Raw genomic sequence first — 11,923 nt, 5'->3', positions numbered from 1 at the left:
ATGACCGCTCGTCGCAAGGCCGCCGGGATCCTCGCCCTCGGATTCGCACCGCTCGCACTGGCGGGGCTGACCGCCACCCCGGCCGTCGCGCACGGTTCGCTCACCGACCCGGTGAGCCGGGTGTCCGCCTGCTTCGCGGAGGGTCCGGAGAGCCCGAAGTCGGCGGCGTGCCAGGCGGCGGTCGCGGCGGGCGGGACGCAGGCGCTGTACGACTGGAACGGGGTGAACATCGCCAACGCGGCGGGCAAGCACCGTGACCTGATCCCGGACGGCAAGCTGTGCAGCGCGGCCAACGACAAGTTCAAGGGGCTCGACCTGCCGCGCGCCGACTGGCCGGCCACCGCGCTGTCGGCGGGCGAGCACACCTTCCGGTTCCGCGCGACGGCCCCGCACAAGGGGTCGTTCGAGCTGTACATGACGAAGCCCGGCTATGACGCCACGAAGCCGCTGGCCTGGTCGGACCTGGAGGCGAAGCCCTTCGCCGAGGTCACCGACCCGGTGTTGGAGAACGGTTCGTACGTCTTCGACGGGACGATCCCCGAGCGCTCCGGACGGCAGCTGGTCTACACGATCTGGCAGCGCTCCGACTCCCCCGAGGCGTTCTACGCCTGCTCCGACGTGACGTTCGGCGGCGGCTCGGCGGGCAGCGGCTCGGCGGAGAAGGAGGAGGGGAAGGGGGAGCAGGGTTCCGGCGGTGACGCCGGCGCCGAGGCTCCGGCAGCGGCTCCCTCCGCGCCGTCCGAGGACGCGATCGCCGAGGGCGCCGAGAAGTCCTCCGTCGAGCACAACGGCCACGGCGACGACGACGCGAACACCGGGGCGAAGGTCAACGCCGCCGCTCCGGCCGCCCCGCAGGACAAGGGCACGGACAAGGCCGAGGGCAACGCCCCCGAGGCCAACACCGCGAGCAAGGACGAGGTGCTGGCCGAGACGGGCGGCTCCGGCAGCAGCACGTACCTGGCGATCGGGGGTGCCGGAGTGCTCGCCGCCGGTGCGGCCGTGCTGTTCGCCTCGCAGCGCCGACGGGCCGCCGCCTCGACGGGACGCCACGGCCGCTGACCGCCGCAGCACCCCTCTTCGTACCCCTGCCGCGTCCCTCCGGGACGTCGGGCGCGGCAGGTCATGACGGGCCGGGGTCCGCCGTCCGCACCATCGGACGGCGGGCCCCGGCCCGTTCACGCGCGGTGGGTCAGCCGATGACCGAGGCGCAGGTGGTCGGCGTGGCACGGGCCGGGTCGAGGGCGTTGGCCACTTCGTGGAAGGCGATGCGGTCGATGGTCCCGATCGCCACGTGCTCGGACAGGTCGAGCGGGCACAGGTCCTGGAGGAGGACATTGCGTACGTTCGGCCCGTCCAGGTACTGCGTACGGTACGGCGTCACGACCTGGTCGTACTTGGTCGCGATGACGGTGTAGCGGACCCCGGGGACGGTGTCACCGCCCGCCGTGAGCTTGGTGATGAAGGGCGATCCGGCGACCTGGTCGGCCAGTCCGGGGGTCTTGTCGTTGATGAACTTCTCGACACCGGGGAAGAACGGCAGCAGTCTGGTGAGGCCGAGCAGCGTGGTGCCGTGGTTGTCCGGGGCGATGCCGACGAGGGCGTTGACCTTGTCGGCGCCGCCGAGGAACTTCAGGTAGTAGTTGGGCATCATGCCGCCCTGGGAGTGGCCGACGAGGTCGGCCTTCGGGGCTCCGGTGGCGTCGAGCACCTTGTCGACGAACACGTCGAGCTGTTCGGCGGACTTGTCGATGGGCCCGAGGCCGTGGAAGAACGGCACACCGGGCAGCTGGCCGTAGTCGAGGGAGAAGACGCAGTAGCCCCGGTTGACCAGGTAGGGGGCGAGGACCAGCCAGTTGTCGATCGAGTTCCCGAAGGTTCCGTGGACCAGGACGACCGGGCGGGGATGGGCGGCGGAGGGCTTGCAGGAGTAGTCGTTCCAGCCACGCGATGTGGCCGCTTCGGCGGCGGGGGCCGCGCTCGCGGTCGCCGTGGGGGCGACGAGAACGGTGAGGGCGAGGAGCAGGGCGGCGAGCAGGCTGCGCGCGCGGGGAACGCGCGCAGCACGGAACCAGGGCAGCATCGTGTGGTCTCCTTGCGGCTCAAGGGAGGTGCGATGGCGGTGCGCCCTGTGGCCCGGACCACAAGCTGTACGTGCTCATGCCAAATTACGCACGAGTAAGGCGGGGAGGGAAGTTACGCGTCGGTAAAAACTGGCGCGGCCCCACCGGGGATCGGGTGGAGGCCTACGCCGTTCGGCCCCGCCCCGACTGCGTGAACCCTGCCCCGCCCGGACGGTGGGGGCATGACTTTCGTCGACGAGGTGAAGAACGCCGTCACCCCACGGGCCGCCCTGCTCGTCATCGGTGTGGTCGCGCTGCAACTGCTGTTCATCGCCTCCTACGTCGGAGCGCTGCACAAGCCGAAGCCGACGGACGTCGCCTTCGGGGTGGTGGCCCCGCAGCAGATGTCCCAGCAGCTCGTCGACCAGCTGGACGGGCTGCCCGGCGGACCGCTGGACCCCCGTGCGGTGAGCAGCGCGGCCGAGGCGCGCAGGCAGATCATGAACCGTGACATCGACGGCGCCCTGATCGTCGCGGCGGAGGGCCGCACCGACACCCTGCTGGTCGCCTCCGGCGGCGGGACCGCTCTGGTCACCGCTCTGGAGCGGATCCTCACCGGGGTCGAGGACTCCCAGGGACGGGCGGTGCGGACCGTGGACGTCGCCCCGGCGTCCGGCGAGGACTTCAACGGGCTCTCGTCCTTCTATCTGGTCGTCGGGTGGTGCGTCGGCGGCTATCTCTGTGCCTCGATCCTGGCGATCAGCGCAGGCGCCAAACCCGCCAACCGGCAGCGCGCGGCGATCCGGACCGGAACGATGGCGCTGTACTCCGTCGTCGGCGGCATCGGCGGCGCGCTCGTCGTCGGGCCGGTCCTCGGCGCGCTGCCCGGAAGTTTCTGGGGGCTGGCCGGTCTGGGCGCCCTGGTCGTCTTCGCGGTCGGCATGACCACGCTCGCCCTGCAGGCCCTGACCGGGATCGTCGGCATCGGCCTGGCCGTCCTGATCATCGTCATCGCGGGCAACCCGAGCGCGGGCGGCGCCTTCCCGCTCCCGATGCTCCCGGACTTCTGGCGGGCGATCGGCCCGGCCCTTCCTCCGGGGGCAGGCACCTGGGCGGCCCGTTCGATCGCCTACTTCCGGGGCAACGCGATCACCGGTCCGCTGCTGGTGCTCTCGGCCTGGGCGGCCGTCGGTACGGCGCTGACCCTGTTTCTGTCGCTGCGGAAGCGGACGGACACGGATCCGGTGGACGCCACGGTCATGGCCGCCGCCCCGGCGCCGGGCACCGGCGGGTCGACCCCGGCCTGACGCCGGGCGGGCCCCCTCCGCCACCCCTTCGCCTTCGCCCCTTTCCTCCGTGAAGATCCGCCTGTGGGGCCGCCGTGACGGCGGCCCCATCTGACGTACCGCCCCATTCTTGATGTCCGGTCCGTGCGATGACTAGGCATGACAGGTACATGGCTACATGCTGTTCCTGCCCCTCGTACCACCCGACGAGGAGCACGGTCAGGCCCCCTTCCTTTCACCCCCACGGAGGTCGCTCATGCTGCGTCGATTCACGGTCCCGCTCACCGCGGTCGCGCTGTCGCTCCCGCTCGCCCTGATCACCGCCGGTTCCGCCTCGGCCGCCCCTGCCGACAAGCCACAGGTGCTCAGCTCCTGGACCCAGACGAGCGCCTCCAGCTACCACGCGTGGAACGCCGCCCGCACCAACCAGGGCGCCTGGTCCGCGTACGGCTTCGACTGGTCGACGGACTACTGCAGCAGCTCCCCCGACAACCCCTTCGGCTTCCCGTTCCAGAACTCCTGCGCCCGCCACGACTTCGGCTACCGGAACTACAAGGCCGCGGGCGCGTTCTCCGCCAACAAGGCCCGGATCGACTCCGCCTTCTACGAGGACCTCAAGCGGGTGTGCGCCGGCTACTCGGGCGCGACGAAGACCTCGTGCAACAGCACCGCCTGGACCTACTACCAGGCCGTGAAGATCTTCGGCGTCTCCCCGGCGGACGCGGGCTCCCGCAACCTGCCCCAGGCAGCCTGAGCCCGACCGCGCCAGGGCAACGGGAAGGGCCCCCGGCGAACCGGGGGCCCTTCCTTGCGCCGCCGTGCGGCGGAGCGGTGGCGCGTCAGCCGATCTCGGCGCCGTAGGCGGCCAGCGCCTCCGGAACCGGCTGGAAGAAGGTCGTGCCGCCCGAGGAGCAGTCGCCGCTGCCGCCCGAGGTCAGACCGAGCGCGGTGTCGCCCGCGAAGAGGGCGCCGCCGCTGTCGCCCGGCTCGGCGCAGACCGTCGTCTGGATGAGGCCGTTGACGATGTCGCCGTTGCCGTAGTTGACCGTGGCGTCCAGCGCGGTGACCTCACCGTCGTGCACCTGGGTGGTGGAGCCGCTACGGGTGACCTGCTGACCGACCGTCGCGTCGCCCGCCTGGGTGATCGCCTGGGTGGAGCCGTCGTAGAGGTTCACCTCGCTCGGATGCGCGATGTCCGAGGTGTACTTGACCAGGCCGTAGTCGTTCTCCGGGAAGCTGGAGCCCTCGTTCGCTCCGATCTCCGAGCCGCCCTGGGTGTCCGACCAGCTGGTGACCGACTCGGTGCAGTGGCCCGCGGTCAGGAAGTACGGCTCGCCGTCCTTGACCACGTTGAAGCCGAGCGAGCAGCGGGAGCCGGAGCCCCAGATCGCGTCGCCGCCCGCGATCAGCGGCTTGAACTCTCCTTCGGTCCTGTTGAGTTCGGCCGTGCCGCCGAGACCCTCGACCACGGCCGAGAGCTTCTTCCAGGCAGCGCCGCCGACCGTGCGGTCGGCGGTGACGACCACCTTGTTGCTCACCGGGTCGACCGCCCAGGAGGTGCCCGGGATGGTCGCCCTGTCGGTGAGGGTCTGCCGGGCCGACTTCAGCTCGGCGAGGGAGTTCTCCACGATTCTGGCCTTGCCGCCCGCCTGGCGGACCTGCTCGGCGCCGGCCTCGTCGACGACGTTCACGACGAGGACCTTCGCCGTGCTGTCGTAGTACGAACCCGCCGCGGCCGCGCCCAGGTCACGGTCCAGGACGGTGGCCAGCTTTCCGGCCGCGTTCACGCCAAGGGTCTTGACCGCGAACTCCGGCACATCATCGCTGGCGTTCGCAGACTGGAACGTGAATCCCGCTGCGACCAGAGCGACGACGGCCGAGCCGGCCAGCGTCGCGCGCTTCCTCGATATGCGTCGATGCTTCAACTTCGACCTCCTGTGGGGCCGCGCACGGAGCAAGTGGGGTGCTCGTACACGGAGGATGGGGCGCCCACTATTCCGAGGCCTCGATACGCACACAAGGCCGACTTCCAGACGTGCACACGACACAGACGCTTCGCACGCGAGGCGTTCACCTACCCCGGGTCACGCCTCGTCGGTTCCGTTCGCGAACACCCGGTGCAACCATCGACCGCCCCTGGGTGAGGACTAGGCCTGTCCGGTTTTCGCCCCTGCCGGTCCGGATGGTGTGCCCACCCGTCCGGATGGCGACGGACCTCGTCCACCGGGAGCCTCCCCGTACCTTCGCAGTTCCTGTCGTCGAACAGTCCCCGTTACGCTTCTGATGGGTCATCATCGAAAAGGGGGCACGCGCCCGCCGGATGACCGAGCGGAGGAGGCACGGGTGCGCAATCGGGTGCTCGCGGCGGACGGCCGGCATCTGATGGTGGAGCGGATGGGGGATCCGCGGGGAAGACCGGTCTTTCTCCTGCACGGCACCCCGGGCAGCAGGCTGGGCCCCGCTCCCCGGGGCATGGTGCTGTACCAGCGCCATACGCAGCTGATCACCTACGACCGCCCCGGATACGGCGACAGCGACCGGCACGAGGGCCGCCGGATCAAGGACGTCGTCGAGGACGTCCGGGCCATCGCCGACTCGTTGGGCCTGGAGCGGTTCGCCGTGGTGGGCCGCTCCGGCGGCGCCCCGCACGCCCTGGCCTGCGCGGCGCTGATGCCGGAACGGATCACCCGGACCGCGGCGCTGGTCAGTCTCGCGCCCCCGGACGCCGCCGGTCTCGACTGGTTCGACGGGATGACCGCGTCCAACGTCCTCGCGTACTCCACGGCGGCGGACGACCCGGACAGTCTGGCGGAGTCCTTCATCGTCCGCTCCGCGCAGATCCGGCGGAATCCGGTCCGGCTCCTGGACGATCTGCGCCGGGAGCTGACCGACTCCGACCGGATGGTGGTCAACGACGCGGGGATCCGGTCCATGCTGCTGCGCAACTACAGCGAGGGGCTGCGCCATTCGGCGTACGGCTGGATCGACGACGCCCTCGCGTTCTCCAGCCCCTGGGGGTTCGATCCCTCCCGGATCACCGGCGAGGTGCTGCTCTGGCACGGGGTGCAGGACGTCTTCGCCCCGGTCGGCCACTCCCGCTGGCTGGCCCGGCAGATCCCGGGCGCCACCGCCGTACTCGAACCGTCGGCGGCCCACTTCGACGCGTTCCCCATGCTGCCCCGGGTCCTGGACTGGCTGCTGGACGCGCGGGAGCACCGGCACCGGACGCTGCCGACGGCCGTGCCGGGAGGGTGAGCCCTCCCGGCACGGCCGGTCCACGGCCGGTCCACGGCCGGTCACACCGACATCGGCTCCAGCTCCCGCCGGAACCGCTCCTCGGTCCGGACGACACGGACCAGCGGATGGTCGTCGCCGAGCTGGCGCGTCAGTTCGGGGAAGATCTCCGCGCGCAGCTGCACCGCCTGGTCCTCCCGCCCCATGGCGTCGAGCGTGACCGCCATGTTCGAGGTCATGGCCAGGGTCTCGGGATGGTGCGTCCCGAGCGCCTCGCGCAGCTGCCCGGACAGCCGCTGCTCGGTCTGCAGCACGATGTCCAGCTCGCCCCGGTCCGCGGTCGCGCTGGCCAGGTTCATCACGCAGAACAGGGTGTTGGGGTGCTCCCGGCCGAAGGTCTCCCGCATACCGGCGACGACCAGCTTCAGCACCCGCTCCGCCGCCTCCGGCTCCCCGGCCCCCGTCAGATAGACACCGAGGTTGTTCTGCGCCGCCAGCGTGTACGGGTGCTTCTCCCCCGGCACCTTCATGTACTGGTCGACGACCTCCTGCGCGGTGTCCCTCGCCTCGGCGCTCTCGCCCGCCGCGAACAGGTCGGCGGCGAGGTTGAGGTCGCAGGCCAGCGAATCGGGGTTGGCGATGGTGTACTTCGCCCGGTAGCGGGCCCGGGTCGCCACTGTGAGGCGGCGCGCGTCCTCCAGCCGGCCCGCCCTGCGCAACGACACCGCGAGGCTCTTCGCGGCGCTCAGCGTGGCCGGGAAGCTGCGGCCCATCGTCTCCTTGAAGCTGTTGTACGTCGTGCTGAGCAGCCCCACCGAGTCCTCGTACCGCCCGACCTCCCGCAGGTCACGGGCGAGGTTCATGGCGGAGGAGAGGCTGTAGGGGTGTTGCGCTCCCAGCACCTGGGAGCGCAGGTCGTAGACGTCCTGGTCGATCTCCCGGGCGCGGGCGTACTGGCCGACGCTGCGCAGGTTCAGGGCCAGGTTGTTGGCGGCGGCCAGGGTCCGGGGGTGGGAGTCGTGGAAGATCTGCCCGAACCCCTCGTGGGCCTCGGTCGCCATCTCGATCGCCCGCGCGTAGTCCCCCAGCAGACCGAGGTCGATGGCGAGGCTGCTGGTGGTCATGTACGTGTGCGGGTGCTCGGGTCCCAGCACCGCCCGCTGGCGTTCCAGGGTGAACTCGTCCAGCTCCTTCGCCTCCACGTAACGCCCGCGGGTGCGCAGGATGTTGGAGAGATGGAAGCAGAGGTAGAGGTACTGCAGATCGCGTTCGCCCAGCTTCTCCTTCCAGATCTCCCGCAGTTCGTCGCCCAGCGCCCCGGCGGTCCTGACGTCGCCGCGCTTCCAGAGGTAGCGGACCCGGTCGATCAGGAGCCTGCGGGTCTCCGGCTCCTTGCAGTTGCGGGCGTCGGAGGGGCCGAGGTGCGGCCAGATCGTGGCGAAGCGCGGCCAGGTCTCCGGGTTGTCTATCGGCTCGTCGTCGTCGGGCCGGGCGCCCGCGAGGATGCGGTGGACGACGTGCCGGGCCTCACGCTGCTCCTCCTCGCTGAGCTGCGCCTTGATCACGGCCTGGACGAGGCGGTGCACCTGGATGGAGTTGGAGACCTGGTCGACCTTGGCGAGGGCGAACCGGCCGATCTCCCGGATGACCCGGCCCAGCACCAGCTTCTCCTGGAGCGAGGAGTCGTACGGCTTCAGCGCGTCGATCATCTCCTTGCTGTAGAGGAGGTTCGCGGAGATCGGCTCCGGGGCGAAGAAGGCGCAGAGCTGGAGCAGCCGTACGGCGGCGGGCGAGCGCTCCTTGAGCCGGGCGATGGAGATGTTCCAGGTCGCGGCGACCGGTTCCGGGTAGCCGGCCGGCTGGTTGAGCGCGAGGACCTGGGGCGCCTGCTGGGCGAGCTGTTCGAGATAGGTGTCGATGGGGGTGGCGGTCTCCGCGATCCAGGCGGCCGCCTGCTCCACGGCCAGCGGCAGGTCGCCGACCGCGGTCGCCACCTGGGCGGCGTCCTCGTCGCTGAGCCCCGGAGCCCGGCGCTGGAGGTGCTCGATGGACTCCTCGCGGAGGAAGACGTCCACGGGCAGCGCGTCGCCGTGCTGGGACCAGCTCTGGTTGCGGGAGGTCACCAGGATGTGGCCGGAGCCGCCCTGCGGGAAGTAGCGGCGCAGCTGCTCGGGGTCGTCCGCATTGTCGAAGACCAGCAGCCAGCGGTCCGAGGGCACCCCGCGCCGCAGCAGGTCGACGGCCTCCTGGGAGGCGGCCGCCATGTCGTCGCCGCCCTGGGCGCCGAGCCGGACGGCGAGTTCGGCGAGCGAGGCGACCACGTCGTCGGGCTGCTCGGACGATATCCACCACACCAGGTCGTAGTCGGCCATGAAGCGGTGCACGTACTCCAGGGCGACCTGCGTCTTGCCGACGCCGCCGAGTCCGTACAGCGTCTGCGGCTGCGGCAGGACGACGGCGAGGCCGCCGCCGAGCTGGTCGCGCATCCGCTCCAGGACGAGCGAGCGGCCGGTGAAGCCGGGGTTGCGGGGCGGCGCGTTCCAGATCCTCGGCACGGTGCCGGGGAAGCGGGGTCCGGGCGACACCCCGTCGGCCACCTGCACCGGGCGGTCCAGGGCCCGCATCACGGCGGTGGTGGCGTGCACCTCGTCCAGCCGGAACAGGTCGACGGGGTTGCGGTCGATGTACGGAGAGGTCAGGCGTACGTCCCCGACCCGCAGCGGAACCAGCCGGCGGCGGCCGCTGCCCACGGCCTCGGCGGCGGTGCGTTCCCACAGCTCGACCGCGCGCTGGGACTTCAGATAGGCGCTGGAGAGCAGCACCACGGTGCGGGCGGCGCTCGTAGCGCCGGTGTCGGCCTGCACCTCGGGCGGGCGTTCGGCGGAGACGTCGCGCGGCACGACCCGGAAGCCGGCCCGGGTGAGAATCGATTCGAGCCAGTCGGCCCACATCCGGTTCTCCGCCACATAGCTGAGGTGGAGATCGGCGGGCAGGGCGGGCCTGCGCCGGGTGAAGGCGTCGCGGATCCGCAGCCGGATCTCCTCGCCGATCGGGGGCATCGAGGTGATCTCCCGGTCGGTGATGACCGCGGTGAGCCGTTCGAAGGCGGAGAGCAGCGAGTTGGTGAGACCGGCCTCGTCGCCGAAGGTGGCGAGCGTCTCCTCGTAGGCGTAGTACGGGCGGTAGGGGATCTCCACCGCGCCCCAGTAGGCGGTGAGTTCGTCGCCGGACAGATCGCGGGGCAGCCGGTCGAACTTGAGCCGGGCCAGCGCCCGTCCGGCGTCCGCCTTCTCCTTCTCGCCCTCGTCGATGCGCATCGGGACGGGGTAGAGGGCGATGGGGCGGCCGGTGTTGCGCTCGGCGATCTGGCGGGCGACGGAGGCGGCGCCGTCGATGGACTGGTCGCTGAGGGTGAAGCAGTCGACGAGCACGTCGGGGAGGTGGACGGTGCAGATGTCGGCGATGTCGCTGAGGCCGGTGCGGCTGTCGATGAGGACGTAGTCGTAGTTGGCCTTCATGTCGTCGCGCAGCGCGTCGAAGAAGTGGCCGCCGCCGAAGCGGTCGTAGAAGTTGTCCCAGTCGAAGGTGGAGACCGTCGCGGAGTACTCGCGGTTCTGCCGTCCGGCGGAGACGAAGTCGAGCGTGCCGCCCTGCGGGAACTCCCAGCCGAGCGACTCCGGGGTCAGCGACACGGCGTGCGGCTGGATGCGGGCGTAGTCGCGGTGCCAGTCCTCGGCGCGCTGGGCGGGGCTGGTCGCGGCCCAGGCGTACTCGGTGATCAGGTCGATCACGCCGGTGGTGGCGCCGAGGGTGGCCGGGTCGAGGAAGGGGTGGAAGAACCGGTGCAGCCCGGGGGCCTCCAGGTCCCAGTCGACGGCCAGGACCCGCTTGCCGTTGGCCGCGAGGATCCAGGCGACGTTGGCGAGCGCCATGGTGCGCCCGGTACCGCCCTTGTACGAGTAGAAGGTGACGATGCGCCCGTCACGACCGGCACTCATAGGTCCTCCGCTTCCGTCGCAGGGTCGTGCGGGTCGGGTATGTAGCTCGTGGCGCCCATGGGGCCGGTGAGCCGGGTCCGCTCGCCGGATCCGCCGCCGGGTCCGGGCGGGTAGGCCTTGGCGTGCTTCAGATACTGCTGGGCGGCCACCTCGACGACCTGAGGCAGGAGCTGGCCGAACGCCTCCATCGTGGGCACTCCCTTCGCCGCCGCGCGGCACAGGGCCCGGCCCTGGCCCATCTTGATCGGCATGGTCGCTTCGAGCTTCTCGATGAGCTCGGTCTCGGCCGCTCTGCTCTGGTGGTCGTCGCGGCTCCACGGCACGACCATGGTCACCCAGGGCCGGTTCCCGGCGTCGAAGGCGGCGAGCCTGCGGCGGTGGTCCTCGTCCCTCAGGGCCCAGCGGTCGACGAGCAGGATCTCGGGGGTGCTGGGCGGGGCCTTGCCGTCGTGCCGGTCCTCGTCGAACGAGGTGATGACCGCCTGGTAGTTGAGCGAGCGGACCAGTTCCTCGGCCACATAGGCCAACGGGCGGGCGGCGGCCGGGTAGTAGGGGTTCCAGTCCTGGGGGTGGTCGCCGTAGTGGTCGCTGTTGCGGCCCTCGGGCAGATCGTGGCGGGTGGGCGCCGCGATGGTGATCTGCATCGGCCGGGGTGCGCCGACCCCGCTGCTGGGCGAGCCGAAGGCGCTGGGTGCGAGGCGGTAGTCGACCGGCCGGCCGGTGTCGATACGGACCGAGTCGGCGACGCTGACGATGCGTTTGGCCAGTTCGTAGACGGCCCGTTCGTACTCCTCGGCGAAGAGCCGGAGTTTGATCAGCCCGTAGAGGCCGTCGCTGACGTACCGTTCCCCGAAGTCGCGGTGGTTGAACTGCAACCGCTCGGCGGAGCCGGGTAGTTGACTCGGCGGCACCGGCACCCAGAGGGCCGGCACGATGGCCTCGGCCGGCTGGTTGGAGCGGGCCCGGTGGTGGATGGCCCGCTGTTCGAAGGCGTACCACTCCTTGCCGCACATCTCGCTGGCGAAGTAGCGCGGCGAGAACAGCGGAACGAAGACCCGGCAGGTGGCGAGGACATCACCGAGCCGTTCCGACCATCCCTCGCCGGAACGTATCTCGCGGTCCATGAATCCCGCGGGCGCGCCTGCGGGTAAGTCGGTCATGGCCATCACATGACCGCAGAGATCTTGGAATAGCCGCTCGACCCACATATCGGGGTCCGTGCCGCCGCCGTACCCCGGTGTGTGGGCGTAACTCAGAAAGAAATACGGCCGATGGCCCACCGCTCGCTGTTGCGTCGATGCGTGCACACGACCCCCGTCCTGTGTGAGCACTCGCATCCCAGAAG

General features: G+C 70.8%; 8 protein-coding genes. 4 read left to right on the top strand and 4 right to left on the bottom strand.

The window, feature by feature from the left end; translation table 11 throughout:
* Complete coding sequence (locus AC0VY3_RS11715; RefSeq protein ID WP_103512790.1) at nucleotides 1-1,059, top strand: lytic polysaccharide monooxygenase auxiliary activity family 9 protein; 1,059 nt, start codon at nucleotides 1-3, stop codon at nucleotides 1,057-1,059.
* Between the two features lie 130 nt (nucleotides 1,060-1,189).
* Here the strand turns inward: AC0VY3_RS11715 and AC0VY3_RS11710 are convergent, their stop codons facing one another.
* Complete coding sequence (locus tag AC0VY3_RS11710) at nucleotides 1,190-2,080, bottom strand: esterase/lipase family protein (protein WP_103512791.1); 891 nt, start codon at nucleotides 2,078-2,080, stop codon at nucleotides 1,190-1,192.
* Between the two features lie 222 nt (nucleotides 2,081-2,302).
* Between AC0VY3_RS11710 and AC0VY3_RS11705 the strand changes: the two genes are divergently transcribed.
* Together AC0VY3_RS11705 and AC0VY3_RS11700 are read left to right on the top strand one after the other, a co-directional pair.
* Nucleotides 2,303-3,367: an ABC-2 transporter permease gene (locus AC0VY3_RS11705; RefSeq protein ID WP_103512792.1), complete on the top strand. Its 1,065-nt coding sequence runs from the start codon at nucleotides 2,303-2,305 to the stop codon at nucleotides 3,365-3,367.
* A gap of 235 nt (nucleotides 3,368-3,602) precedes the next feature.
* Nucleotides 3,603-4,100, top strand: a complete 498-nt coding sequence (locus AC0VY3_RS11700; RefSeq protein ID WP_475549564.1) for a phospholipase — start codon at nucleotides 3,603-3,605, stop codon at nucleotides 4,098-4,100.
* Between the two features lie 85 nt (nucleotides 4,101-4,185).
* On the opposite strand, the gene AC0VY3_RS11695 is transcribed toward AC0VY3_RS11700, so the two are convergent.
* Nucleotides 4,186-5,271, bottom strand: coding sequence for a S1 family peptidase (locus tag AC0VY3_RS11695; RefSeq protein ID WP_103512794.1), 1,086 nt, complete (start codon nucleotides 5,269-5,271; stop codon nucleotides 4,186-4,188).
* 418 nt (nucleotides 5,272-5,689) lie between these two features.
* Here AC0VY3_RS11695 and AC0VY3_RS11690 point away from each other — a divergent pair, with 418 nt between their 5' ends.
* Nucleotides 5,690-6,601 (top strand): alpha/beta fold hydrolase, encoded by a 912-nt coding sequence (locus AC0VY3_RS11690; protein WP_475549563.1) that lies wholly within the window; start codon nucleotides 5,690-5,692, stop codon nucleotides 6,599-6,601.
* Nucleotides 6,602-6,642: 41 nt separating this feature from the next.
* On the opposite strand, the gene fxsT is transcribed toward AC0VY3_RS11690, so the two are convergent.
* The gene (gene fxsT / locus AC0VY3_RS11685; RefSeq protein WP_103512796.1) at nucleotides 6,643-10,578 is read right to left on the bottom strand and encodes an FxSxx-COOH system tetratricopeptide repeat protein; all 3,936 of its coding nucleotides are present in this window, start codon (nucleotides 10,576-10,578) and stop codon (nucleotides 6,643-6,645) included.
* Nucleotides 10,575-11,915, bottom strand: coding sequence for an FxsC protein (fsxC, locus tag AC0VY3_RS11680; RefSeq protein WP_181011122.1), 1,341 nt, complete (start codon nucleotides 11,913-11,915; stop codon nucleotides 10,575-10,577). Before fsxC ends, fxsT begins: the two co-directional genes overlap by 4 nt.
* Nucleotides 11,916-11,923: the final 8 nt, after the last annotated feature.

Source organism: Streptomyces sp. iso_384 (assembly GCF_056172905.1).
Note: the sequence above shows the minus strand (reverse complement) of the source record. Positions and strands in the feature narration are given on the sequence as shown.